This is a genomic window from Bacillus manliponensis (genome assembly GCF_000712595.1).
Taxonomy (GTDB): domain Bacteria; phylum Bacillota; class Bacilli; order Bacillales; family Bacillaceae_G; genus Bacillus_A; species Bacillus_A manliponensis.
In genome coordinates this window covers 158,553-183,829 of sequence record NZ_JOTN01000003.1, presented here as the reverse complement: position 1 = coordinate 183,829, position 25,277 = coordinate 158,553, and the positions used below count along the sequence as shown (strand labels likewise).

General features: G+C 37.2%; 28 protein-coding genes. All 28 read right to left on the bottom strand.

The genetic code is table 11. The annotated features are described in order from the left end of the window. Positions 1 to 684: a zinc metallopeptidase gene (locus tag BAMA_RS04945; RefSeq protein WP_034636704.1), complete on the bottom strand. Its 684-nt coding sequence runs from the start codon at positions 682 to 684 to the stop codon at positions 1 to 3. Between the two features lie 80 nt (positions 685 to 764). Continuing rightward, positions 765 to 1,556 (bottom strand): sporulation protein YpjB, encoded by a 792-nt coding sequence (gene ypjB, locus BAMA_RS04940; protein WP_034636703.1) that lies wholly within the window; start codon positions 1,554 to 1,556, stop codon positions 765 to 767. 88 nt (positions 1,557 to 1,644) lie between these two features. Next, positions 1,645 to 2,307 carry a lipoprotein intramolecular transacylase Lit gene (gene lit / locus BAMA_RS04935; RefSeq protein ID WP_034636700.1) on the bottom strand — a complete coding sequence of 221 codons (663 nt, stop codon included), beginning with the start codon at positions 2,305 to 2,307 and terminating at the stop codon, positions 1,645 to 1,647. Positions 2,308 to 2,601: 294 nt separating this feature from the next. Further along, positions 2,602 to 3,369: a menaquinol-cytochrome c reductase cytochrome b/c subunit gene (locus BAMA_RS04930; RefSeq protein ID WP_034636699.1), complete on the bottom strand. Its 768-nt coding sequence runs from the start codon at positions 3,367 to 3,369 to the stop codon at positions 2,602 to 2,604. Between the two features lie 59 nt (positions 3,370 to 3,428). Then, the gene (gene qcrB / locus BAMA_RS04925) at positions 3,429 to 4,103 is read right to left on the bottom strand and encodes a menaquinol-cytochrome c reductase cytochrome b subunit (protein ID WP_034636698.1); all 675 of its coding nucleotides are present in this window, start codon (positions 4,101 to 4,103) and stop codon (positions 3,429 to 3,431) included. Then, complete coding sequence (locus tag BAMA_RS04920; protein ID WP_084157903.1) at positions 4,104 to 4,544, bottom strand: QcrA and Rieske domain-containing protein; 441 nt, start codon at positions 4,542 to 4,544, stop codon at positions 4,104 to 4,106. A gap of 202 nt (positions 4,545 to 4,746) precedes the next feature. After that, positions 4,747 to 5,208, bottom strand: coding sequence for a YpiF family protein (locus BAMA_RS04915; RefSeq protein ID WP_034636696.1), 462 nt, complete (start codon positions 5,206 to 5,208; stop codon positions 4,747 to 4,749). Positions 5,209 to 5,388: 180 nt separating this feature from the next. Further along, a complete protein-coding gene (locus BAMA_RS04910; RefSeq protein WP_034636694.1) occupies positions 5,389 to 5,925 on the bottom strand; it encodes a ReoY family proteolytic degradation factor in 537 nt (178 codons plus the stop codon). A 73-nt stretch (positions 5,926 to 5,998) separates the two neighbouring features. Beyond that, a complete protein-coding gene (locus BAMA_RS04905; protein ID WP_034636692.1) occupies positions 5,999 to 7,261 on the bottom strand; it encodes a tetratricopeptide repeat protein in 1,263 nt (420 codons plus the stop codon). A 101-nt stretch (positions 7,262 to 7,362) separates the two neighbouring features. Next, positions 7,363 to 8,646 carry a 3-phosphoshikimate 1-carboxyvinyltransferase gene (aroA, locus tag BAMA_RS04900; protein ID WP_415782876.1) on the bottom strand — a complete coding sequence of 428 codons (1,284 nt, stop codon included), beginning with the start codon at positions 8,644 to 8,646 and terminating at the stop codon, positions 7,363 to 7,365. Between the two features lie 284 nt (positions 8,647 to 8,930). Beyond that, entirely contained in the window at positions 8,931 to 10,043 is a 1,113-nt protein-coding gene (hisC, locus tag BAMA_RS04895; protein WP_034636691.1) for a histidinol-phosphate transaminase, read from the bottom strand. Positions 10,044 to 10,396: 353 nt separating this feature from the next. Further along, positions 10,397 to 10,759, bottom strand: a complete 363-nt coding sequence (gene aroH / locus BAMA_RS04890; protein WP_034636690.1) for a chorismate mutase — start codon at positions 10,757 to 10,759, stop codon at positions 10,397 to 10,399. Beyond that, positions 10,756 to 11,847 carry a 3-dehydroquinate synthase gene (gene aroB, locus BAMA_RS04885; RefSeq protein ID WP_034636689.1) on the bottom strand — a complete coding sequence of 364 codons (1,092 nt, stop codon included), beginning with the start codon at positions 11,845 to 11,847 and terminating at the stop codon, positions 10,756 to 10,758. The genes aroH and aroB overlap by 4 nt, the downstream gene beginning before the upstream one ends. Continuing rightward, positions 11,847 to 13,019, bottom strand: coding sequence for a chorismate synthase (aroC, locus tag BAMA_RS04880; protein ID WP_034636688.1), 1,173 nt, complete (start codon positions 13,017 to 13,019; stop codon positions 11,847 to 11,849). The genes aroB and aroC overlap by 1 nt, the downstream gene beginning before the upstream one ends. Before the next feature lie 445 nt (positions 13,020 to 13,464). Further along, positions 13,465 to 13,911 (bottom strand): nucleoside-diphosphate kinase, encoded by a 447-nt coding sequence (gene ndk, locus BAMA_RS04875; protein WP_034636687.1) that lies wholly within the window; start codon positions 13,909 to 13,911, stop codon positions 13,465 to 13,467. A gap of 126 nt (positions 13,912 to 14,037) precedes the next feature. After that, the gene (gene hepT / locus BAMA_RS04870; RefSeq protein WP_034636685.1) at positions 14,038 to 15,000 is read right to left on the bottom strand and encodes a heptaprenyl diphosphate synthase component II; all 963 of its coding nucleotides are present in this window, start codon (positions 14,998 to 15,000) and stop codon (positions 14,038 to 14,040) included. Positions 15,001 to 15,116: 116 nt separating this feature from the next. Further along, positions 15,117 to 15,824, bottom strand: a complete 708-nt coding sequence (locus BAMA_RS04865) for a demethylmenaquinone methyltransferase (RefSeq protein WP_034636684.1) — start codon at positions 15,822 to 15,824, stop codon at positions 15,117 to 15,119. 25 nt (positions 15,825 to 15,849) lie between these two features. Continuing rightward, positions 15,850 to 16,602, bottom strand: coding sequence for a heptaprenyl diphosphate synthase component 1 (locus BAMA_RS04860; protein WP_034636683.1), 753 nt, complete (start codon positions 16,600 to 16,602; stop codon positions 15,850 to 15,852). A 166-nt stretch (positions 16,603 to 16,768) separates the two neighbouring features. After that, on the bottom strand, positions 16,769 to 17,338 hold the full coding sequence (folE, locus tag BAMA_RS04855; RefSeq protein ID WP_034636681.1) for a GTP cyclohydrolase I FolE: 570 nt from the start codon (positions 17,336 to 17,338) through the stop codon (positions 16,769 to 16,771). A 123-nt stretch (positions 17,339 to 17,461) separates the two neighbouring features. Then, positions 17,462 to 17,734, bottom strand: a complete 273-nt coding sequence (locus BAMA_RS04850; protein WP_034636680.1) for an HU family DNA-binding protein — start codon at positions 17,732 to 17,734, stop codon at positions 17,462 to 17,464. A 423-nt stretch (positions 17,735 to 18,157) separates the two neighbouring features. Further along, on the bottom strand, positions 18,158 to 19,636 hold the full coding sequence (gene spoIVA / locus BAMA_RS04845) for a stage IV sporulation protein A (RefSeq protein WP_034636678.1): 1,479 nt from the start codon (positions 19,634 to 19,636) through the stop codon (positions 18,158 to 18,160). Between the two features lie 271 nt (positions 19,637 to 19,907). Then, entirely contained in the window at positions 19,908 to 20,618 is a 711-nt protein-coding gene (locus BAMA_RS04840; RefSeq protein WP_034637140.1) for a hypothetical protein, read from the bottom strand. Positions 20,619 to 20,656: 38 nt separating this feature from the next. After that, a complete protein-coding gene (locus tag BAMA_RS04835; RefSeq protein ID WP_034636676.1) occupies positions 20,657 to 20,860 on the bottom strand; it encodes a DUF2768 domain-containing protein in 204 nt (67 codons plus the stop codon). A 487-nt stretch (positions 20,861 to 21,347) separates the two neighbouring features. After that, positions 21,348 to 21,599 carry a stage VI sporulation protein F gene (locus tag BAMA_RS04830; RefSeq protein ID WP_034637138.1) on the bottom strand — a complete coding sequence of 84 codons (252 nt, stop codon included), beginning with the start codon at positions 21,597 to 21,599 and terminating at the stop codon, positions 21,348 to 21,350. A 117-nt stretch (positions 21,600 to 21,716) separates the two neighbouring features. After that, the gene (locus BAMA_RS04825; RefSeq protein WP_034636674.1) at positions 21,717 to 22,739 is read right to left on the bottom strand and encodes an NAD(P)H-dependent glycerol-3-phosphate dehydrogenase; all 1,023 of its coding nucleotides are present in this window, start codon (positions 22,737 to 22,739) and stop codon (positions 21,717 to 21,719) included. Positions 22,740 to 22,763: 24 nt separating this feature from the next. Beyond that, complete coding sequence (gene der, locus BAMA_RS04820; protein WP_034636672.1) at positions 22,764 to 24,074, bottom strand: ribosome biogenesis GTPase Der; 1,311 nt, start codon at positions 24,072 to 24,074, stop codon at positions 22,764 to 22,766. Positions 24,075 to 24,195: 121 nt separating this feature from the next. Beyond that, the gene (locus BAMA_RS04815; protein WP_034636670.1) at positions 24,196 to 24,390 is read right to left on the bottom strand and encodes a capping complex subunit for YIEGIA; all 195 of its coding nucleotides are present in this window, start codon (positions 24,388 to 24,390) and stop codon (positions 24,196 to 24,198) included. Further along, complete coding sequence (locus tag BAMA_RS04810) at positions 24,387 to 25,277, bottom strand: YIEGIA family protein (RefSeq protein WP_034636667.1); 891 nt, start codon at positions 25,275 to 25,277, stop codon at positions 24,387 to 24,389. Before BAMA_RS04810 ends, BAMA_RS04815 begins: the two co-directional genes overlap by 4 nt.

Below are 25,277 nucleotides of genomic sequence, written 5' to 3'. Positions count from 1 at the left end.
TTAATCGTCGCTGCGCTGCATTCCTGTATAAATTAATACTAAACGTAATAATTCAAATACTGCAACCGCAGCTGCTGCAACATAAGTAAGCGCCGCTGCATTTAATACTTTACGAGCTTGCCCATATTCATCTGTCGAAACAATATGAAGTGCTTCAATTTGTTGCATTGCACGTTTTGAAGCATCAAATTCAACTGGTAATGTAACAAGCTGGAATATAACACCTGCTGCCATTAAAATGATACCAAGGAATAGCAAGCCAGACATGTTTGCTAACATCCCAATTAAGATGAAGATCCATGACATATTTGAACCAAAATTTGCTACCGGCACAAGTGAATGACGGAAACGCATGAATGAATAATCTTTTGCATCTTGAATCGCATGACCAACTTCATGCGCTGCAACTGCTGTTCCCGCAACAGAGTGACCATAGTAATTGTTGGTTGATAAACGAACTGTTTTTGACCTTGGGTCATAATGGTCTGATAAATGCCCTGGTGTTTCTTCTACCGCTACATTGTATAAGCCATTTTCATCTAAAATTTTACGAGCTACTTCAGCCCCTGTCATACCAGATGTCGAATACACTTGAGAGTATTTATTATACGCACTACGCACTCTCGATTGTGCATACAATGGTATGATCAGAATAATAGCAAAGTAAATCAAATAGAAAGACATGATAAACCTCCAGTGATGCTATATAGTACTATCAATTCTATTTTTTTATCATATGATTGTCAAATGATAAACCTTACAAATCAAGACCTATTTTTAGAATGGACTGTACTCTTCTTTTTATCCTTCTCCGCCTTATATTTTCTAAAACCAACATACGTTAATGTCAAGAAAATAATCAATCCTGTTATAATCATAAACCAAATCAGTGAAAAAGAAGCTTCATCTCTTTTTACTTCTTGAAAGACTTCTACAAAGTCTTCTTTAATTACTTTCAATTGCGTTTGTCCACTTTTATTTTTTAACATCATATGACGAAACTCGTCTAAATAAGACAAATGAGCATTTACTCTCTGTAATTGCTTCTCTGGCAGTGAAATCGTAAGACTTGGATAAATGATATCAAACTCATGCAAAAGTTTGTTTAACGAGCGCTGAAAGGAGATAGAATCCTCTTTTTCCATCGCTTTCTCTACATTTGCAAGTGCATCCATTACATTTTGTTTTCTCTCTAACCAAAGCGGCTGATATGTTGAAACTTCCGCGTCTAAAACAAGTCTTAACGCCAATATATTGTCCATTTTTAACTGCTTATCAATCCCTTCTGTCTCTAATGACTGAAGTGCCTCATCATAAGCAAGAGAAATTGTACGTAAATGTTCGGGTAACACTTTATTTGCATCCACACGCTCATGCTTTAAAAACTGCTGCGAAAAATACGTTAATACTTCTGTCGCTTTGTCATACTCTTCTTCCTGTACAAATTGAATTGAATTATCTAATAGAACGTCTAAACCATCCCAATTCTCTGCGTATATGCGAACAGGAAACAACATAATCATACATACTATGATTCCAGCGAGTATTCTCTTCATTCCGGTCCCCCCTATAGCTTCTACTACAATGTATGAAAGGGTGGACAAGAATAGACCTTGAATATGTTGTATAACTTTTTCGTAAAGATTAGTTTCTCTTTTTCTTAATAGCGCGGTACAACCAATAACAAAAGACACTTCCTAAAAGGACAATAAATAAAATAATGCAAGCTGCATGCATAAAAAATTCCTCTGGCAACATACGAATTACTGGATCTGTATTCGGATCAAATATCCAATAATCATTTTGGAAAAGAAGTTCATGAAAAAGCACAAAACTTTTTTCAAAATTTATCGCAATCGGAAGCAAAAGAGCAACCGGAAATAGCAATGTCACAACTGCGCTATATAAAAGAACCTTTTCTCTTTTCTTTTTCATTAAAGAAAAAATACCAACTACAGATATAACGATAGTGACACACATGACATACTGAATCGTAACTAAAATATTTTTCACATCAACAAAATGAATGCGTCCACCTTCTGACATAGCTAACGATGGAAAATGTAGCTCTCCACTATAAAAAGGAGATAAATATGTAATTAACGCATCATAATTTCGAATAATTTCTGCTTTATCCATACCAGAAATTTCAGGAATGTGTAACAAATCAATTTCTATGTAATAGATCCACTTTCCATATACTACAAACACAACTGCAATTGAAAGAATAGAAAAGGCAACACAAATTGGAACAATCCATAATAAAAGACGATGCCATATGTTTAATGGTGCACGATACGAATTCATTTCTTTTCCTCACTTTTTCTATATAAGACTTTTCCTCTATTATAGCAAATTTCAACCTCATAAAGTGAAACTTCAATCCGTGCAGCTGTTTAACAATCTACTCACCAACCGCAGAAAAATGCAAAACACCCTACTAATTGTCCTTTTCATAGTTTATCCCGCTATTTGCGGACTGTAAGACTCCCACCTCAATCGATTAACAGTCCGTGAAAGCCTGATTGGTCGGGCTTTCACTTTATTATCCACAACAAAAAGCTGATTGCTTATCGCAATCAGCTTGTCTATCATTCCAATTTACTTTTCATTATACTTTGCAATGAACTCGGACAACTGTTTTAACTCTTCATCTGTACCTTTAAAAATACCTTTTGGCATTGCACCTTTTCCATCTTTCGCAATCTTTGCGATTTCTTCTGGTGTTAACGTTAAGTTTTGTAATGCTGGTGCAGCCGCCCCACCTTGTAAGTTATCACCATGACAAGTTAAACATGTTTGTTTCTGAGCAACTTCATACCCTGCATCAGCTTTATCTACTTCAACCGTTTTTACAATTGCACCTTGCTTTTTCGCAGCCTCCCAGTCATGAGTAGCAACAGATTCCCACGTTAAAAATGTAATAGATGCGATTCCAAGAAGCATAAACCCTGTCGCAAGCGGACGCTTAAGCGGGCGTCTCTCTGGACCACGATCTAAAAATGGCGCTAACAAAAGTGCACCAAACGCAATACCTGGCATAATAAATGCACCAATTACCGTATATGGGCCTGCTGCATACGTATACTTCAACAATTGATATAAAAATAAGAAATACCAGTCTGGCAGTGGTATATATCCTGCATCTGTAGGATCTGCCATCCTTTCAAGCGGTGATGGATGTGCCACTGTTAAACATAAGTAACCAATTAAAAAGACCGCGCCTACCATCCATTCTTTTAATAGAAAGTTTGGCCAAAATGCCTCTGTTTTCCCTGGATATTCCGAGTAATCTTTCGGAATATTCGGTTTTCTAGCGGCAGGTACTCGCGAATCTCCGACAAATTTCATCCCTTTGCCGCGATGCATATGTCCCCCTCCTTCAATATACGAATTACCATATTATGACTCTTATACTCTAGTAGTTTTTATAGCGGGCCTGAAATACCTTGTTTGCGGATCATGATGAAGTGCATTGCCATTAATCCAAGCAGTGCAGCTGGTAAGAAGAAGACGTGAATAGCAAAGAAGCGAGTTAAAGTTTGAGCACCGATAATTTCTGAATGACCAGCAAGTAGTGTTTTAATATAAGGACCAATGAGCGGTGTTTGTTCTGCAATTTGAATTCCTACTTTTGTTGCAAATAATGCTTTCATATCCCACGGTAATAAATAACCTGTAAACCCTAATCCTAGCATAACGAAGAAAATAAGCACTCCAACAATCCAGTTCAATTCACGTGGTTTTTTATACGCTCCTTGGAAGAAGACGCGAAGTGTATGTAAAAACATCATAACAATAACAAGACTTGCTCCCCAGTGGTGCATACCACGAACAATCTGTCCATACGCAACTTCATTTTGCAAATAATAAACAGATTCCCATGCATTCTTTATATCAGGTACATAATACATTGTTAAAAACATACCAGATAAAATTTGAATAACTGTAACGAAAAATGTAAGTCCACCAAAACAATAGACAAATGCTGAGAAATGGTGCGCTGGGTTCACATGTTCTGGCACTTCATGGTCTGCAATATCGCGCCATAACGGCGTAATATCAAGCCGCTCATCTACCCAATCATAAATTTTATTTAACATCTACTTCGCACCTCCCTTTGGCTTCGCCTTCCCTAAATAAAGCGTGCCATCGTCCACCTTTGATTCATATACATCTAATGGTGCAAGTGGTGGTGTTCCTTTCACATTTGTTCCATCTTTCGTGTAACGCCCTGCATGACATGGACAAAAGAATTGATCCGGATGTTCCTTGTCCGATCCCCAGTTAACCGTACATCCTAAATGCTTACAAACCGGAGATAACGCTACAATGTCGCCGCTTCCATTTTTATAGACCCATGCTGATTTTGGCTCTTCGGACTTATACCATCCGTCAACTTGTTTTACTTTAAAGTCAAAGCGTTTCGGTTCCTTCGTAATATCTTTCACTTGTCCAACCGGCACCATACTTCCCGCTTCTTCTTTTCTTAAAACTGGGTCAAGTGCAAAGCGGGTCATTGGCATTAACATTCCTGCAGCCATGAATCCCCCTACACCTGTAAGTGTGTAGTTTAAAAATTGTCTTCTTGACACCCGACGCTTACTCACGAAAAATTCCCCCCTCTATCAGAAATTGTCCCCCCTGAAAAAGCAATAAACCGTAAAAACTAGGACACTATCATGATATAATAGCCTGTCATACTAGGTCAATATCATAATACTCTTAATAATACAAACTATCTTTTTATTTATTATTTTCCCACTTTTTAATCAATAATTCTGCAACCATCCCTACCTGCGTTTGAATAACCTCTCGTTTCGCTTGTTCACTTAACTGCTCCAGTGGCAATGCAGATACGTAAAACAGCTCTCCTGTAAGTTCTTCTTCAGCACTTTTCCAACTAACATCACTTGTTACGTATAAAACATGCTGAAAACCTTGTTTTTGCAAATAACTTGTCCATTCTTTCAAACGGTTACTTGTATTCTCTTCTACTTGTTCAATATAGGTGAAAGCTGGAAGTAAAAAAATTCTCCCTTTATACTCCCTTTCTAATTCATTCGCAAATGTTGTAAGAAACTCCCCTTCCCCTACCGTATTTCTCATTTTCTCAACAAGTGAAATGGATAACAGCGGGATAATAGCTGTATCAATATACTCTTTTGCTTGTTCATATTGTTTTGCGTCTGCTACAAGCCACTTCATAAAATCCCCCTCAAAAATCTTAAGATTCAGAAAAAATAAAATAAATTTCTCCTTACATACTCATTTACTTTATATATATTAAACCATATACATAAGGATAAAAAAAGAAAAACTACCATATCTAGGTAGCTTTTCTTTTTATCTGTCAAAAAACAGTCAAACTTATGCAAGACAGACATATCATAAACATTTTAATTCTGCTGTTAGTTTTTGAAATGCCTCTTTGTCTTGATTATCAAGCGCTTCATCAATCAATTTTAATAAACGCTCTTTCCGAAATGTGTGCACGCTTTCTTCTAAGAAGCGCTCTGCAAGTAGACGATCCTTTTCATTTACTTCAATATACTTTGGTAAATAAGGATTCTCTTCTAACACAGCTACATAATTTGCATTTTGAAACGAAGACTTAAAATTAAGCTGAATGTAAATATCTTCATCACGATTTAAACGAATATCATGAAATGACTTCTCAGCATCAGTTGTCATGACATTTTGCTTATAAAAGTGAAACGGTGAGTCTTTCACACAATTCGTTGACATGACCAAACCTCTTGGACAATATTTTGCATGCTCTACAAAATGAACTTTGTGCATGAGTTGATCATGACTCATTAAATAATTTAAAATCCATACACACTCTCGCTGTTTCAGCTGATAATTATTCAAGAACCATTTTACAAAATCCTTCTTCTCGTTTACAGAAACAGGGGTATTCATCGCACTTAATCCCTCCTCTGTCTTTCTTTTTTCTTTTTACATTCAAGAAGTAGCATTCAGTTTCCTTCAAAACTTATGAAAAATCCTCTAAATTATACAACAATTCTTCAATATGTGTTTGTGTCGGGTCAAGTTGCAATAAACTTGTAAATACTTCTTTCGCCTCTTTTCGCAAACCTTCTTCTAGTAAGAAGTAGCCATATTCCTCTAAGAAATCCGGATGATTCTTAAAAGAAGTATATGCACTTTCATAATGTTTTAATGCCTCAGAATACATTTCTAATTGTTTTTTTGCATAAGCTAAATCCCAAACTAACTGTGTATCTGTTTCACCACTGTCTATCGCATTTTCTACAATCGCAATTAGCTCTTCATATTTTTCTTGTTCTTTTAAAATATAAGCATACTTTAATGTCGCACCTAAATGAGATGGATCAAGCTTTAATGCAGTTTGCAATGCTCTTTCTGCCTCATCCATGTTTCGACATTTCGCTGCTATATTTGCAAATTCTACATAAAGCGGAACAGATAATTCATCTACTTTTATACCTGCTTGTAACGTTTCAAAGCTTTCCTCAAGCATTCCTTCTTTTTCATAACATTTTGCTAAATACATATATAAAGATGCATATTCTGGGTCAAGTTCTTTTAGCTCATTCCAAACTTGAATAGACCTCTGATATTGCTCTCCTTGATACAACGTAAATGCAAATCCAAACAGAGAATGAATATCTTTTTGTTCCTCTAATCCTTCTTCATAATAAGCAATCGCTTCTTCCCATCTTCCAAGCGCACTTAAACTCTCCGCCAAACGAAGTGCAATAACAACATCGGCCATTACTTTCTGTTCAGGAAGAAGCGCTTCATAATAAGCAATTGCTTTCACATCTTCTCCCTTACTACTATAAAGCTCAGCTAGTCCAAATGTGATAACAGGTTCCTCTGGCATTATTTCTTTTGCTTTTAACAGTTTTTGCTCCGCAACCTCATCAAATCCTTGCATTTGATATAAATCTGCCACAAGCAATAACGCCTGAACATATAGCTCATCATCTTCTTTAATATCATGAAGCACTTCAATGGCTTCATCCTCTTTATCAATATCAATATATAATTCCGCTAAAAATAACGAAAACTCACTTTCCTCTGGATATAAAAGGCGTAAATCTTCGACAATTTCTAATGCTTCATCTACTAAACCTAGTGTGTAGTAATAGCGAGCAATATGATATTTTTCTTCATCTGTCCCTGTCTTTACTTGCTCTTTTAATAGTTGTAATCCTTTTTCTAACTCCCCATTCTCAACATGGGTAACCGCTTGTTCAAACTTTTGCATATAAATCTCCTTTAAATCTATTTGTGAATCCATCATAACGAACAGTCATCATGTAAGCAACTAAGGAAGAAAAGAACCTTGCTGAAAAGCTAAAAACTCTTTTAACGTTGCAGCCCCTCTAATTGCGCAAAGAAGTTCGGATACGAAACTGCTACTGCATCACTATTTTCAATTTCTACTTCTCCATCGGCAATACATGATGCAATTGCAAGCATCATACCAATCCGGTGATCCCCGTAACTATTAACACAATTTCCTTGTAACTTTGTTTTCCCATATATCATCATCCCATCGTCTGTCGCTTCAATACGAGCGCCTAACTTTTGCAATTCATTTACAACAGTATCGATACGATTTGTTTCTTTTACCTTCAATTCTTCTGCATCTTTAATAATTGTTGTACCTTCTGCTTGAGTAGCAAGGAGTGCAATGATTGGAATTTCATCGATTAACTTCGGAATAAGCGCGCCCCCAATCTCTATCCCTTTTAAATGTGATGTTTGAATCGTAATATCTCCTGATGGTTCAAATTGTTCATTACGCTTATTCTCAATAGAAATATTTGCACCCATTTTTTCTAACACTTCTAAAATACCTGTGCGCGTTTCGTTTAACCCGACATTTTTCAGTACAATTTTGCTATTTGGTACAATTGCCCCCGCAGCTAAGAAAAAGGCTGCTGACGAAATATCTCCCGGCACTTCAACAATCGTACCTGATAATGTTTGACCACCTTTTACAGAAACTGTTAATCCATCTACATGAACATCACAACCAAACGCACGTAGCATACGTTCTGTATGATCACGAGACTTCATTGGTTCTGTTACAGACGTCACTCCTTCACCTTGCAAACCAGCGAGTAAAATAGCAGACTTTACTTGCGCACTAGCAACAGGAGAATCGTAATGCATACCTTTCACATCTCCACCACGAATGGATAGTGGCGTAAATTGGCCATCTTCCCTACCGTCAATTTTCGCTCCCATCTCACGAAGAGGAACTGTTACACGCTTCATTGGACGTTTTCCAATAGAATTGTCACCTATAATTGTGCAATAGAACGGTGCATTCGCCAATACCCCTAACATTAAACGAATTGTCGTTCCCGAATTGCCGACATCTAATATATCACTTGGTTCGATTAAACCACCAATTCCTCTTCCATACACAGTGACATCGTTACCACTTTGTTCAATTGTCACACCAAGCTTTTGAAAACAAGAAATTGTACTTAAACAATCTTCTCCCTCTAAAAAGTTGGAAATCTTTGTTTTTCCTTCTGCAATGGCACCAAACATAACTGCGCGGTGCGAAATAGACTTATCTCCCGGAATCTCAATCGCCCCGCGCAATCCACCTTCACACTTTGTTAATCTTTTCACTTCTATCACCTCTACTGCATCGTTTTTTATGTATATGCTAACTTATCATAATTTCAATCTAACTCTCTCTATTGTAACGCCTATGTTCTCATCTGCGCAAATATGTGCTATATCGTAAAGTAGTGAATTTCCTTTCATAGAAGCAACCCTCTTTTGGAAAATAGAACTTCTTACTAGTATACCTTTTCTATCTATTTTTCTTCGTTACATACAGATCCACAATTCCCAAAATGAAACATATATAAAAACGGCTCCTTTCATCAGAGCCGTTTTTGTATAACTAACTATAAATACGTCTTTTCTCTTTGAGATGTCTCTTTGACAAGTTCAGTAAGCAACTCAATAATCTCTGCATTCTCTTCTTTTTTGCCGACTGTGATACGAATACCATCAGGTAATCCTAACCCACCACCAGAACGAACAATATATCCTTTTTGTAATAATTTCTCAAACACTTCATCTCCAGGAATACCTAATTTCATGAAAATAAAGTTTGTTTGAGAAGAATAATAGAATACATTATATTCTTTACAGAAATCATAATATTGCTGTAATCCTTCATTGTTTGTTACGATACAATTTTGTAAAAACGCTTGATCTTCTAATGCAGCCAATGCAACTACTTGTGCAATCGCTGATGTATTGAATGGTAGTCTTGCAACTTCTAATTGACGAATTAACTTTTCATTCCCAATGGCATAACCAATTCGAAAGGCGGCTAGTCCATATGCTTTTGAGAACGTACGTAATACCATAAGGTTTTCATATTTCGCAAGAAGAGGCAATGTTTGCGGGTAATCTTCTGCCCCTGCATATTCATAATATGCTTCATCCATAATAACAAGTGTTGTTTTTGGGATATTTTCTAAGAAGGAAAGTAACTTTTGTTTCTCCACATATGTTCCAGTTGGATTATTCGGATTACAAATCCAAACAATCCGTGTTTGTTCGTCTACTTGGCCTTGCATTGCCTCTAGATCATGGACACCATCTTTTAATGAAACTTCACGCACTTCTGCTCCCTCAATTACCGCATGATGACGATATTGAGAAAATGTCGGCTTTGCCATAACAACGTTTGTTCCTTCTTGTAATAGAGCGCGACTAATCATTTGAATCACTTCATCTAATCCACTACCAAACAATAATTGCTGCTCTTTCACTTGAAGATGCGCTGCTAACTTCTCGCGAAGCTCTTGCGCTCCACCATCTGGATATAGTGCATATTGTCCTGCTAGCGATGTAATTGCCTGTACCGCATAATCAGAACAACCAAATGGATTTTCATTTGATGCGAGTTTCACAATTTTCGATAACCCATATTGCTTTTTCACTTCATCAATATGTCTTCCAGGTACATATGCTTTCAATGACAACAATTGCTCTTTCACTCTCATTTCAATTCCCCCCGTAAGTTTATCCCACTTTAACGGGCTGTAATATTCCTATCTCAAAACATAAGAAACAGAAAGAAACTTAGTCGGGAGATATACAGCCCGTTAAAGCCCGATTCGTTCAACTAACACTCAGCAAGGGATAGTGCTTCTTGCTGAGTGAAGTTTCACTTTATCTCGCTACTTACAGGCAATAACCTTCTCATCTTAACATTGCAGTATAGACAAAGGGGTGAGATGGATGGCCGCCCATAAAGACCTCATCCATAAGATGAACAATTTAGCTCGCTATTTGCGGACTATTAAGACTCCCATCTCAAAACTTAAGAGGAACAGCCCCTAAAAGCCAAATGTATTCAACTTATTAAATCAGGTCGTAGTTGCTTCGCCTTCTCTAAATATACATGCTCAATTTCTTGCTGCTTTTTATTTGTTGTGACCGTTATCATTACACGAATACATTTCTGCAGGGCACCTGGCACTTCCATTTCTTTCACACACATGACAGGCACATATATCCATCCGTCAATTTCTCGAACAGCAGTTGCAGGAAAACATGCATCTAAATCTGCTGTTGTCGAAATAAGTACAGATACAATATCAGTAGGCGAAAAACAATTTTTCTTTTCGATTTCTTTCACTAAACGCTCCGTTGCAGTCAACATTTCCTCTGCTATATTATTGTTGACTGTAATCGCGCCGCGAATTGCGCGAATCAAATCGATTCCCCCTCTCTTTGAAATGCTTCTAATGCAGTTTGAACGGTCTCATCTGAAATAGATACGACATCAACCACCCCAATTTCCTGCATAAGAACCATACGAATTGTTCCTGCATTAGCTTTTTTATCTTGTTTCATCAATTGTACAAGTCGATCTACCTTCAAATCTCTTGGCATAATTGGATAACCATATGATTGAAACCATCTTTTAAGCTCTTCATATCCAAGTTTCTTTTCATATAACTGCTCACTAAGAAAAATGGCAAATAACATGCCAATTGCTACACCATCACCATGTGTAATTTTCCCATAGCCTAGTTCTTTCTCAAGTGCATGACCAAGCGTATGTCCAAAGTTCAAATGTGCTCGTACACCTTTTTCCGTTTCATCCTCCGCAACGATTTTCGCCTTGACCGGAATCGCATGTTTAAGAACATGCGTTAGTTTATCACCACATAAATCACCGAGTGTCTTTATTTCACGGCGAAGCCATTCATATAAATTTACATCACCGATAAGCGCATGTTTGATAACTTCTGCGTATCCTGAGCGCCATTCATGTTCGGGCAGTGAATATAAAAATGGCGTATAATAAATAACCGCCTCTGGTTGATGAAAAGCACCAATCATATTTTTTCCAAGAGGATGATTCACAGCCACTTTTCCCCCAACTGCACTATCATGCGCCAATAATGTCGTTGGAACTTGTATAAAGCGAATGCCACGCATAAATGTCGCAGCAACAAATCCTGCTAAATCACCTATTACACCGCCTCCAAACGCAATAATAAGCGAATGACGATCCAATCCTTTTTCTAATGCAAATGTTTGTGCCGCATAATAATTTTCAAACGATTTTTCTGCCTCTCCGTTTGGAATAACAAACGAAAATACATCTAAGTCCGTTCCAAGTGTGTCCATCATCTCATCCATATGAAGAGAAGCGACCTTATCATCCGAAATTAGCAACACATTTGAAACAGCTGGTTTTATATTTTGAATAAGCGCTGTCAACTGTGACAACGCATCATCCCCAACAAACACATCATACTGCTTCGATGAAGTTTGAATATGTACTCTCTCCATTAAAAATCCCTCGCATACTCATTATGTTTTTCAATATTTTCACGAATGAGATCCATACGGTCTCCTCCAAATTGTTCAACTACTGCAGCCGCTAACTCCCAAGCAACAACCGCTTCTGCCACAACACTAGCTGCTGGTACCGCACAACTGTCTGAGCGTTCGATACTCGCTTGGAACGATTCTTTCGTATCAATGTCAACGCTATTAAGTGGCTTATAAAGCGTAGGTATAGGTTTCATAACGCCACGCACAACAACTGGCATACCCGTTGTCATACCACCCTCTAGTCCACCAGCACGGTTCGTTTTTCTCGTATAACCATTCTCTTCATCCCACATAATCTCATCATGTACAAGACTTCCCGGCTGTCGTGCAGCTTCAAAGCCAATACCAATCTCTACACCTTTGAAAGCGTTAATACTCATAATCGCCGCCGCCAATTTCGCATCTAACTTTCGGTCATAATGAGCATAACTCCCAACACCAATTGGCATTCCTTCTACAACAACTTCAACAATTCCACCAATGGAATCCCCATTTGCCTTTGCATCATCAATTGCTTGCATCATTTTCTTGCCCGCTTCCTCATCTAAACAGCGAACAGGTGATGCTTCAGTCACTTCTTGTAATTGCTCAATTGATTCATACGTCGTTTTCTCAGCTTGTACACCACCAATTTCAATAACATGACTAGCAATTTTAATGCCTAACTCTTCTAAAATACGTTTTGCAACCGCACCAGCAGCAACACGCACTGTTGTCTCACGAGCTGAAGAACGCTCTAGCACATTCCTTATATCACGATGTCCGTATTTAATAGCCCCGTTTAAGTCCGCATGTCCAGGACGTGGTCTTGTAATTTGACGTTTCATCGTTTTTGCCTCTTCTTCAGTTAAAGGCTCTACTCCCATAACTTTCGTCCAATGTGTAAAATCACGATTTTCCACGACAAGCGCAATTGGTGCTCCAATGCTGTAACCGTGACGAACACCGCTTAAAATTTGAACTTGATCTTTTTCAATTTGCATACGGCGTCCGCGTCCATAACCTTTCTGTCTTCTTGCTAGTTGTGTATTAATATCATCCGCAACGATAGGTAAACCGGCTGGAACACCTTCTAATATTGTTGTTAGCTGTGGTCCATGTGATTCGCCAGCTGTTAAGTAGCGCATTGATTACTCCCCTTTACTTAAAAATATTTATCCCGCATAATAAAAACGGTCAAAACTCGTCTCTACAACATGCCATGTGTAAAACATAAGAAAGAAATAAGTTCACATCTCATTCTATTTGTATAGCAATGGCTTTGCTGCAAAAATCAAAATAAGTTCCTATAGCTTATAAGAGTTTTTCATCTAAAGTACACCATACCATTATAGGCATAATACTTTATCCCGCATTAAAGAGCTGTAAAAGCCCGATTGCTAGGGCTACACTTAGTGGAGGGATTTTCCCCTACTCAGTGAAGTTTCACTTTATATTACACTATACCATAGCCTTTTTTATTTCGTAACTCATACACAACGAAAAAAGCACAAGAAGGATGTGTCCATCCATTCTTGTGCTTTTTTACTATATCCATAATAATTAAAGCGTTTACAAATTATTTTAAAATAATTAGTAAATCCACTCGTTCATTAACTTTGAATACTCAACTAACTCTTCTTTTTTGAAGAAAATACCGATTTCACGTTCTGCACTTTCAACAGAGTCAGATCCGTGAATAACATTTTTACCAACTGTTAAACCGAAATCTCCGCGAATTGTACCAGGAGCTGCTTCGTGTGGTCTTGTTTTACCCATCATGTTACGAGCTGTATCTACAACTCCTTCACCTTGCCAAACCATTGCAAAAACAGGACCAGATGTAATGAAATCTACTAGTTCTCCAAAGAATGGTTTATCCTTATGCTCACCGTAATGCTCCCCAGCAATTTCAGGTGTTACTTGCATAAGTTTAGCGCCTACTAATTGAAAGCCCTTTTTCTCAAAACGAGCAACAATTTCCCCTACAATAGCACGCTGTACGCCATCTGGTTTTACCATTAAAAATGTTTTTTCCATAATGAAATCTCTCCACTTCTTAATTATGTATGTAATTGTATATCCCCCAAAAACATAGTATCATCCTTGGTTGAATTGTGCAACAATTTTGAAATGAAGAGATTTTTTATTTCTTTAGAAAAATGATTAAAATTTCCTTTTCCCTATGTACTTCGCAACATTTTGCAGCGCATACTTCGCCTGATTACGAGGAAGTGGTTGAATGACTTCTAACGCTTTATGTAAGTAACGTTCACTAAATGCAAAAGCTTGATCAATCGCATCGCTATGTTTAATTGCTTCAATTATCTCTTTCATTTCAGCAGCAGATGTATTTTCATGTACAGAAACAATTTTTTCTTTTAGAGCCGCGTCTTCCATTGCATATAAAACGGGAAGAGTGATATTACCTTGTAATAAATCTCCACCAGCAGGCTTACCAAGCTTCTCTTCAGTTGACACGAAATCTAAAATATCGTCGATAATTTGATAGGACATTCCAACGAAATAACCATACCAAAATAAACGATTAACTGTATCCTTACATGCACCAGATGCAATCGCTCCTAACTGACAGCTCGCTGCAATTAAAAGCGCAGTTTTCCTTTTAATTCGGCGCAAATATGTTCTTAAATTTTGTTCAAAGTCATATTTGTCACGAATTTGTTCAATTTCACCTTTACATACTTCAAGAATTGTATGAGACAATGCTTTATGTGCTTCAGGTACTTCTATATTGGTAATGCATTCTAGCGATTTGGCAAATAAATAGTCGCCCGTGTACATCGCAATGCGGTCGCCCCACTTAGCATTAACAGTAGGACTGCCTCTTCGTACTAAAGCTGCATCAATTACATCATCGTGAACGAGTGAAGCCATATGAATAAGCTCTAAAGCAACTGCTACATGTTTCATATTATCTAGCTTATATTCCCCAAACTTACCAGCCAGCAAAACAAAAACAGGGCGAATTCGCTTTCCTCCCGCTTCAATAAGCTGCATTGCAGCATCTTCAATTAATTGTTGCTCCGAAGCAACAACCGCTTTTAATTCTTTCTCTATTTTGGAAATGTCCGATCGTAAAAAAGAGTACATAAGTTGTAACTTCATATTGTTCACCTTAACCTAAAACTTCTTTTTCTTTTCCCTTTGCTACTTACTAAAAATACCTTCTTAACTTTATAAAAAAATAAGAATTATTTATAGACTATTCACTAATAAACTTTTTACTTTTTCTTATACCCTAAATGCATCGCAGCAACACCAAATGTAAATGGCTTCACTTGTACACGCTCTAATCCAGCCTCTTCAAACATACGTGCTAATTCCTTCATTCCCGGAAATGTACTCGCAGACTCTTGTAACCATGAATATTCTTTATAACTTTTCGCAAACAGTTTACCAAATAAAGGCATCATGTATTTAAAGTAAATTGTATACAATTGCTTAAAACCAATCATTGTTGGTTGAGATGTTTCTAAGCAAATTACTTTTCCACCTGGTTTCACAACGCGTGTCATTTCTTTTAAAACATGCATGTAGTCCGGAACATTTCGCAGACCAAATCCAATCGTAACGTAATCAAATGTATCATCTTCAAATGGCAATTCCATCGCATTTCCATGAAGAAGTTCTACTTGATTTAGCTGTAGCTGCTTCACTTTCTCTTCTCCAACTGAAAGCATATTTTTACTAAAATCTAATCCGCACACTTTCCCTTTAGAGCCAACCGCATTTGCAAGTGCAATCGTCCAATCAGCCGTACCACAGCAAACATCCAAAGCCTTACTTCCTGGCTTCACATCCATAATACGCATCGTTTCATTACGCCATGCTTTATGTCTTTGGAAACTAATTACCGAATTCATTACGTCATATTTACCATAGATTTTTTCAAATACATCATGTACTCTTTCTTCTTTTGATTGTTGCATGCTCTTACCTTCTTCCAATGTAAATTCAATCGCTTCTAGTTGTTTTTTGTAAAATTGAAATTAACTCTTTTGTTTCCAGATGAGTTTGCAAATTACTTTCTATTTGAGCCTCTGCTTTTACGAGCCACTCTTTGTATACACTTTCTAATTCATCTTCTTTAGAACAAATTTTCTTCCACGCCTCAAATATAGGTGTTTCATTAATTTGTTGATAACATACATACTCTTTTTTCATTCTATTTATTGCTAGTACATCTTGCACAAAAGGCTTGAATGATTCCAAATGAAAATGATCGCATACTTTTTCAATCAAAGCAGACTCAATCGTTTTTATACTGCACACTATGTCATCTATTGTTTCATATGTTTGTTGATATAACTTAATCTTTTGTTCATTAATCTCTTTAATACCCGCAGCTAAAGCACGAATTAATAAAATATCATGGTTCATTGAAAGTAAATAGTAGTATAACCCACTATAATAATCCCCTGCTAACACAGTTAATTGCCGTCTTTTATGAAACCCATCCGTCTCTATATCCTTTTTTACAGATACCCTCTCATGTGTATCTAACGCAATTTGTACAAGCATAATCGTCACTACATAATGTTTCACTTGTTCGCTATGTACATTTGCATTTTTCAAAAGAGAATATAATAAAGCTAATTTTTCTTCATCCACATACGGCTCTTCAATATATTTTATAAAGTAAGGATGGCGTAATTGTTTATATAGCTGTTCTTTTATACCCGTAAAACTTCCGTAGATGTCACACACAAAAATCACCCTTGTTTTCTAATTCATAAAATTTATTATAACACATACATCCCTTTTTCTATAAAGAAAACTCCAAGAAACGGTACAAAGTAGCAATTAAAGGTAAATTGATGAGACTAAAAATTATTTCTCCTATAAAAAAAGAAAGCAGTTTCCCGCTTTCCTGTTAATTCGTCTTAATAAACGATAAAATTTCACTACGTGCTGCCGCATCATCTTGCAGCACACCTCGAACTGCTGTTGTTACAGTTTTCGCGCCTGGCTTTTTCACTCCGCGCATTGTCATACACATATGTTCAGCTTCTACAACAATCATTACACCATGTGGCTCTAGCACTTCCATAATAGAATCTGCTACCGTTGACGTAATACGCTCTTGTAATTGTGGACGACGTGCTACTGTATCAACTGTACGTGCTAATTTACTTAAACCCGTTACTTTTCCACCACGTGGAATATACGCAACGTGAGCAACTCCGTAAAACGGTACAAGATGATGCTCACACATAGAAAAGAATGGAATATCCTTGACTAATACAAGCTCTTCATGATCTTCACCAAATACTTTATGCAAATGCTCTTTTGGCTCTTCATGCATACCAGAAAATACTTCTGCATACATTTTCGCTACGCGTTTTGGTGTATCAAGAACACCTTCACGATTTGGGTCATCCCCAATTGCTTCTAAAATAAGACGCACTGCGTGCTCAATTTGTTCTAAATTTACGTTTGCCATCCGCTAACCCTCCCGTATAAAACCTAGACATACTACGAAAACATTCTAGCATATATATGTTTTTAAAAGCAAAAAGAAGAGTTTCCGAACGGAAACTCTTCTCCCCCATTAATTATGTAAGGATTATTTAACCGCATCCTTTAACGCTTTACCAGGTTTAAATGCAGGTACTTTGCTTGCCGCGATTTCAATCTCCTCACCTGTTTGTGGGTTACGTCCTTTACGAGCCGCACGCTCACGAACTTCGAAGTTACCAAATCCGATAAGTTGTACTTTATCACCTTGTTTTAAAGCTTCTAAGATAGAATCAAAAACAGCATCAACTGCTTTTGTTGCGTCCTTTTTAGAAAGGGAACTTGCTTCTGCAACAGCATTAATTAGTTCTGTCTTGTTCATGCCATTCACCTCCTCCCAAAGATACAGCTGTGTAATGATCATAAAATGAGTCTTACCTTCATTTGTAGGCAATTTTTTCAAATTCTATACTACAAAGTTGTAGATAAATCATTATCAACGCCTATATTATACGATTATCCTTTATAATTCAATATTTTTAAAGAAAATGTTGCCTTAAAAGTATGAAAAACTAGTGAAACTTGACAATATATAATAACTTGTTAGATAATAGCTTTTTGTTTTTTTATAGATAACAACCTATATCTATAAAATCTTATATTCAAAAAACATTCACCTTGGCTCTTTTTGCTTCTCTATTTAATACTTCTCTTAAAACATGGTGTTTCCTGCTAGAAACAAAAATAACTATTTTTTTCAATACGTACAACTAAAAAAAAACTCCTTAAACAAGGAGTCTTTCATCTATAAAATAATCGCGATTAATCCACCGGATCCTTCATTGATAATTCTTTCTAACGTTTCTTTTAGCTTATAACGCGCATTCTCTGGCATTAAAGACAATTTCGCTTGAATTCCTTCTCTTACTATGGAGCTTAATGAGCGTCCAAAAATATCAGAATTCCAAATTGAAAGCGGATCATCTTCAAAATCTTGCATTAAATACCGTACAAGCTCTTCACTTTGTTTCTCCGTTCCGATAATTGGTTCAAAAGTTGACTCCACGTCAACTTTAATCATATGAATGGATGGAGCAACGGCTTTTAACTTCACACCAAACCTTGAACCATGGCGAATGATTTCCGGTTCGTCTAGGCTCATGTCTGCTAACGCTGGCGCCGCAACACCATAACCCGTTTGTTTCACCATCCGTAGCGCATCTGCCACTTGATCATACTCTACTTTCGCATGAGCAAAGTCTAGCATTAGCTTTAACAAATGATCTTTCCCACGAATTTCCACACCAACAACTTCTTTTAAAATTTGATCATACAATTCATCTGGCGCGTACAAGTCAATCTCTGCCACACCTTGACCCATATCAATGCCAGCAAGGCTCGCACGATCAATAAAGTCATATTGACTAAATTGCCATACAACGCGATCCACATCACGAAGACGTTTAATATCCTTTACAGTCTCTTGTACAGCCTCTTGATAACTTTGACGTAGCCAATGATTATCTTGAAGTACCATTACCCAGCTCGGAAGGTTTACATTCACTTCTAAAACAGGGAACTCATATAATGCTTCACGTAATACGTTATAAACATCTGCTTCCCTTAATCCTTCCACACTCATTGCCAATACAGGAATATCATATTCCTCTACTAGACTTTGACGCAGCTGCTCTGTATCTGGATGGTACGGCTGTACCGTATTAATTACCATAATAAAAGGTTTTCCAACCTCTTTTAATTCTTCTACAACACGTGATTCAGCTTCCATATAATCTCTTCGCGGGATTTCACCGATTGTTCCATCAGTTGTAATAACAACCCCTATTGTAGAATGCTCTTGAATAACTTTACGTGTACCGATTTCAGCTGCTTCATGAAATGGAATTGGCTCCTCATACCAAGGCGTATTAATCATACGTGGACCATTTTCATCTTCATAGCCCTTCGCCCCTGGAACTGTGTAACCAACACAATCTACTAAACGAATGTTCACGTCAAGGCCATCATCAACGTGAATAGAAACAGCTTGGTTTGGAACAAACTTCGGTTCCGTTGTCATAATAGTGCGGCCAGCTGCACTTTGTGGCAATTCGTCTTGTGCCCTTTGCCGATCTGATTCATTGTCAATATTCGGAATAACAACGAGTTCCATAAATTTTTTAATAAAGGTGGATTTTCCTGTTCGAACAGCCCCCACAACCCCTAAGTAAATATCACCGCCTGTGCGCTCCGCAATGTCTTTGAAAATATCGATCTTTTCCAAGTAATCTCCTCCCTCAAAATTATTGGGAATTAAGTAGTGTCTTCAGCTGCATAGTTACTCCCTCCGAAGATAAGGAAGCATCCTTCTCACTTATTTCCATTCAAACGATTTACATATGGCTATTCTTGAAGTTCGGACAATATATCATATGAATTTATCTTTCATTCATATGACTATTTAAAAAGAACTTTTTGTTTGTAGTCCAAGTTGTTGAAAAGTAAAAAAACCTTTCTTCTAGAACTTATTCGTTAGAAGAAAGGTTCATGACTTATCATTCAAAAAAAATTGGTTCTCCACCTTTTGTTGTATAAGGTAACGAATACACCGGTACAAAAGGAGCTTCTTTCATCAATATGTAACGAATATCGTCTCCTTCCTTTACCTCATTACCATATTTTTGTAATGCGTCATATAAATCAATACGATAATCTACATAAATTTCTCCTTTTTCATCAATCACAAACGGCAAACTTTTCCCAGAGTATGGACTTACTACTTGTGGCACTTCTTTATAACCCATTTTCTTAAAATCAAGTTCATACACACCATTTGCAATCATCTTCTTAAAAGGTGGGTATTGATGTTCATCACGATACATTTTTAACTTCAATGTTATATCACGAAGCTGTTCTGCCATTCGAATATCAATTAATTTTACTGTAGGATTTGTTTCTACATCTATTAAAACATACTGATAGATGCCTCCACTTTCATAAGCATTCCCAGGAGGCTCTTGTAATAAATGCGGCGTTAACTTTTGAAAATCGATTGGGTACTTTTGATAAATAGGTGTATCCATATCTCTTGTTTTAATCGGAAGCAAGCCATCATTTTGTTCCTTATATGTATTCACTACAGTTTGAACCATTTGTAACTGCCCATCATGCGGCACTGTATTTTGAACCATCTGTTCTCTCGGATACAAACAACCTGACAAAATGCTCACAAAACATACAGTTACAACAACCAATATTTTTTTCATATACGCTCCATCCTTATCATCTCTATTCACCTTCTCCATTACTGCTCAACCGGACCACTAAATACAACAAGGAAAATGATAAGGCCAGATACAATCATACATCCATAAGCAAATAAAGCGATCAAACCTTTTAAAAATTTATTCTTCAATTTATAACGACTTAACAAAATAAACGCAACCGCAATAAACATAAGTGCAATTGCTCCTAATGAAAACCACATCTTCATTAAACCAATTGACATGCATATCCCCCCTTTTTATCCTAATATACCTTTCTATTATTTTAACAAATTATAACTTTCAAACAAATAAAAATAATCAAATTAATAATAAGGAACTATATAAAAACGACATCCCCTTTTTTAGGAGGGAGAGAGAATCTGACCATGCATAGGAGCCATCAGGGCTTCTGCCACATGCCAAGAAAAAACAAAAAGAGCAAACGAGTGTAGATTACTTTTTATTCTGCATAGCAGGCATTTTGATGCCGAAAAATTAAGATGGATTTATCCAAAATAAAGTGAAACTTCACTCAGTGGGGGAAAGCCCCCCACTGAGTATTAGCTCGACCAATCGGTATTTTACACCACTTCTAAACATTAACCTAACCTAAAAAAACCGTAGCGAAGACATCCCTCCGCTACGGTTGACCAAATATTCCTACAACAGCTCATATTTCTTCCTTCATTTTCATCTTATGCGCAATATACAATAGTTGCTTCTACAAGTTTATTTTTTAAACATTTTACTTAATGAGCTAAAATCTGCTGGCATATTGTTACTAATGATTGCATTTACGATTTGATCTTCTTTCTCCTTTGATACGTCACGCCCTGCCATTACAGAAACTTGATGGATTAATTGACGAAGTACTTTTTCATCCCGTAAATTCGCATTTTGTACAGATGCAGCCAATTTAAAAATATCGTCTTTATTTACTTTTGATTCTTTTTCAATATTATTGAATAAATTATTATCCATTTCGTTCACCCTCTCTTCTCCTTTACACTCCATCGTATGCAAAGCAATAGAAATGGTGAAAAAACCTATAAGCAAAAAAACTGTACAAATGTAAATATCACATTTGTACAGTTTTTTCTAAAGCAAATCTGGAATCGCTTCGACCTCATGCTTACGCACGCGTCCCATTAATGATCCAACTCCATCTTTTACATCTTTTCCATTAAACAAAACATCATATAACGCAGAAGTAATTGGCATTTCAACTTCCAGCTTTTCTGCCATTTCATAGGCTGCCTTCGTTGTTCTTACACCTTCAACAACCATGCCCATATTTTCTAGCACTTCGTCTAATGAACAACCTTTACCAAGCATGTTTCCTGCACGCCAGTTTCGACTATGTACACTTGTACACGTCACGATTAAATCGCCCATACCAGTTAAACCAGCAAAAGTTAACGGATTCGCACCCATTTTTCGTCCTAAACGTGCGATTTCAGTTAAACCTCGTGTCATTAACGCTGCTTTTGCATTATCACCTAGGCCAAGACCATCTGTAATCCCCGCTGCTAACGCAATAATATTTTTCAACGCTCCACCGAGCTCCACCCCAATAATATCAGGGTTTGTATACACACGGAAATAACTGTTCATAAATAAATCTTGTACTTCTTCTGCCGCTTCCATACGCTTTGCAGCTGAAGTAACTGTTGTTGCTTGACGTAGCCCTACTTCCTCCGCATGACTCGGTCCTGATAAGACAACAACATCTCGAATCAGATGTTCCGGAATTTCCTCTTCAATCATCTCTGAAATACGTTTTGACGTACCCGGCTCAATCCCTTTACTTGCATGAATCCATGTCATTGGTTTTGTAACAATTTCTTTCATCGTTTGCAGTAATTCTCGGTATGCCTTTGTTGGTACGACTAAAAGTACTGTATCTACATCCACTAATGCTTCTTCTAAAGAAGAATAGGCAACTATTGTCTCAGGTAGTCTAATACCTGGGAGATAACGACTATTTTCATGATTCTCATTAATTTCATTCATTAATGCTTCACGATGCCCCCAAAGCCGCACGTCATGGCCATTGTCAGCCAATACCATCGCTAACGCTGTCCCCCAGCTACCAGCTCCTACTACTGTGATTTTTTTCACCAAATCACATCCCCTCTGTTAATCTTAGTCTCGTGCCCTTGCAATAATTTTAATTGGTGTTCCTACGAAACCAAACGCATCACGCAGACGGTTTTGCAAGAAACGCTCATATGAGAAGTGAAGTAATTCTGGCTCATTTACAAAGATAACAAACGTTGGTGGCTTCACCGCAACTTGTGTTGTATAGAAGATTTTCAAACGTTTCCCTTTATGAGTTGGCGTTGGATTCATTGCCACCGCATCCATGATTACATCATTTAACACGTTTGTTTGTACGCGAATACTATGGCTCTCATTTACTTCATTAATAACTGGAAGTAATGTATGCGTACGCTTTCTCGTTTTCGCAGATAAGAATACGATCGGTGCATAATCTAAAAATTGGAAGTGAGCACGAATATTTTCTTCAAATTCTTTCATCGTTTTCTCATCTTTTTCTACTGCATCCCATTTGTTTACAACAATTATAACAGCTCGACCTGAGTCATGTGCATAGCCAGCGATTTTTTTATCTTGCTCGATAATACCTTCTTCACCGTCTAACACAACTAATACAACGTCAGAGCGTTCAATCGCACGAAGCGCACGAAGTACACTGTATTTTTCTGTACTCTCGTATACTTTTCCTTTTTTACGCATACCTGCTGTATCAATGATGACATAATCTTGTCCATCTTTACTATATGGTGTATCTACCGCATCACGCGTTGTACCAGCCACATTACTTACGATAACACGTTCTTGACCAAGTAATGCATTTACCATTGATGATTTCCCAACGTTCGGACGACCAATTAAACTAAACTTAATTGTATCATCATCGTAAGGCTCTTCATCAATTTTCGGGAAGTGCTTTGCTACTTCATCTAATAAATCCCCTAATCCTAAACCGTGTGTACCAGAAATCGGGAATGGCTCGCCATATCCTAACGCATAAAAGTCATAAATATCACTGCGCATTTCTGCATTATCAACTTTATTTACTGCAAGTACAACTGGTTTTTTCGAACGATATAAAATTTTAGCAACTTCTTCATCAGCTGCTGTTACACCGTCACGGCCATTTGTCATAAAAATAATAACATCCGCTTCATCAATCGCCACTTCTGCTTGTTGACGAATTTGTGCCAAAAACGGCTCTTCTCCAAGATCAATACCGCCTGTATCAATAATGTTAAACTCATGGTTTAACCATTCTCCTGCGCTATAAATACGATCCCTTGTTACACCAGGAATATCTTCAACAATCGAGACTCTCTCTCCAACAATTCTATTAAAAATAGTAGATTTCCCAACGTTTGGACGCCCTACTATCGCAACTACCGGTTTTGGCATATGCTTTCATCCCTTTCTATTTGCTTCTGCTATTATGTAAAAAACCCTTCTTTGTGCAAGAAGGGATTTGCATTCCAGAATATTTCTCATCTTATCAAAACATCTCATATTATAGCACATTTTAAGAATGTTTCACAATAATATATACGTTCTCTTGCAAGCGATGAGCAATTCCATCTAAAATCGCTTCTAATTGATTCGATACAAATTCCATCTCTTCAACAGAATGACATACAAACGAAGGTGCACCACCTGCAAACTTTTCTGGTGTTGTCGTAATGACAGCGAGAATATAACTTGTTAAATCTACACTCACGAATCTCCCCTCCCTTTAGGAGCCTCTGAAGACATATGAATTGCACTTTCTAACGTTGGTACATTCCCAATCACACCTATCGCCTTCTCAATATTTTGATCTTGCGGAAGGATAAACACACCAAGATTCCCATTATTTAAATCAAGCTTAGCTAAAGGTACTAGCGCTGGCGTCCCTGAATCACGATACACGCCTAAAGCAACCGAAATATCGTGTAAAATCGCTTGACGTTGTCCAAGGTTTGCAATCGTAATTTGCGCATCCATAGACTTCGGCTTTAAAACAAAGCCCATTCCGTGTTCCATAATTTCTTTTTGCCTCGCTGGTAAACCAATATTCATAATATAAATATTATCAATGTACAAACCCGCTCCATCAAACCGTAGTGGTCGATGTTCAACTTCTACAAGATCACGCAATCTCTTTCCTGACATTAATACCTTTGCAATAAAGAAGCAAACAATACCAGTAATAATACCAGCAATCCATGATTTGAAACCAACAAACGCGAAAGTTGTTATAAATGCTGTTAACATCGCTAAGTAATTCCGACTTTCAAATACAAGTGCAATTCCTTCAATATATGTATTTCCCCTTGAAACAAGTTCATAACCATCTAATTGTTGCAACGTATTGCGTTCCATATTACGCACATCACGAAATTGCGTAGCTGCTAATGTCAAAAACGTAATTGCTGAGAAGTCCTTTTTTAATATAGCTGGAATTGCAATCGCGCCTAACACAGCTGCAATAACACCCATTGAAATATGAATAATCTTCCCATGTAACCGCGTCGGGTATTGCCTCGCATCCGTACGCAGCATAAAAAGACGCGTTATCGTACCTACAATCACTCCAAGTAAGATCGCTGATGTATATTCACTCAT

Bases quoted from the DNA above. Each gene is read 5' to 3' on its own strand.
- der (WP_034636672.1), bottom strand. From the start codon at position 24,074: ATGCCAAAACCGGTAGTTGCGATAGTAGGGCGTCCAAACGTTGGGAAA.
- BAMA_RS04865 (WP_034636684.1), bottom strand. From the start codon at position 15,824: ATGCAACAATCAAAAGAAGAAAGAGTACATGATGTATTTGAAAAAATC.
- BAMA_RS04945 (WP_034636704.1), bottom strand. From the start codon at position 684: ATGTCTTTCTATTTGATTTACTTTGCTATTATTCTGATCATACCATTG.
- hepT (WP_034636685.1), bottom strand. From the start codon at position 15,000: ATGAAGTTACAACTTATGTACTCTTTTTTACGATCGGACATTTCCAAA.
- BAMA_RS04835 (WP_034636676.1), bottom strand. From the start codon at position 20,860: ATGTCAATTGGTTTAATGAAGATGTGGTTTTCATTAGGAGCAATTGCA.
- aroC (WP_034636688.1), bottom strand. From the start codon at position 13,019: ATGCGCTACTTAACAGCTGGCGAATCACATGGACCACAGCTAACAACA.
- BAMA_RS04910 (WP_034636694.1), bottom strand. From the start codon at position 5,925: ATGAATACCCCTGTTTCTGTAAACGAGAAGAAGGATTTTGTAAAATGG.
- ypjB (WP_034636703.1), bottom strand. From the start codon at position 1,556: ATGAAGAGAATACTCGCTGGAATCATAGTATGTATGATTATGTTGTTT.
- BAMA_RS04905 (WP_034636692.1), bottom strand. From the start codon at position 7,261: ATGCAAAAGTTTGAACAAGCGGTTACCCATGTTGAGAATGGGGAGTTA.
- qcrB (WP_034636698.1), bottom strand. From the start codon at position 4,103: ATGTTAAATAAAATTTATGATTGGGTAGATGAGCGGCTTGATATTACG.
- BAMA_RS04830 (WP_034637138.1), bottom strand. From the start codon at position 21,599: ATGGATAATAATTTATTCAATAATATTGAAAAAGAATCAAAAGTAAAT.
- BAMA_RS04810 (WP_034636667.1), bottom strand. From the start codon at position 25,277: ATGAGTGAATATACATCAGCGATCTTACTTGGAGTGATTGTAGGTACG.
- hisC (WP_034636691.1), bottom strand. From the start codon at position 10,043: ATGAGAGTGAAAGAGCAATTGTTGTCATTGAAAGCATATGTACCTGGA.
- aroB (WP_034636689.1), bottom strand. From the start codon at position 11,847: ATGGAGAGAGTACATATTCAAACTTCATCGAAGCAGTATGATGTGTTT.
- BAMA_RS04915 (WP_034636696.1), bottom strand. From the start codon at position 5,208: ATGAAGTGGCTTGTAGCAGACGCAAAACAATATGAACAAGCAAAAGAG.
- folE (WP_034636681.1), bottom strand. From the start codon at position 17,338: ATGGCAAACGTAAATTTAGAACAAATTGAGCACGCAGTGCGTCTTATT.
- BAMA_RS04930 (WP_034636699.1), bottom strand. From the start codon at position 3,369: ATGCATCGCGGCAAAGGGATGAAATTTGTCGGAGATTCGCGAGTACCT.
- BAMA_RS04850 (WP_034636680.1), bottom strand. From the start codon at position 17,734: ATGAACAAGACAGAACTAATTAATGCTGTTGCAGAAGCAAGTTCCCTT.
- BAMA_RS04840 (WP_034637140.1), bottom strand. From the start codon at position 20,618: ATGAAAAAAATATTGGTTGTTGTAACTGTATGTTTTGTGAGCATTTTG.
- ndk (WP_034636687.1), bottom strand. From the start codon at position 13,911: ATGGAAAAAACATTTTTAATGGTAAAACCAGATGGCGTACAGCGTGCT.
- BAMA_RS04920 (WP_084157903.1), bottom strand. From the start codon at position 4,544: ATGGCTGCAGGAATGTTAATGCCAATGACCCGCTTTGCACTTGACCCA.
- lit (WP_034636700.1), bottom strand. From the start codon at position 2,307: ATGAATTCGTATCGTGCACCATTAAACATATGGCATCGTCTTTTATTA.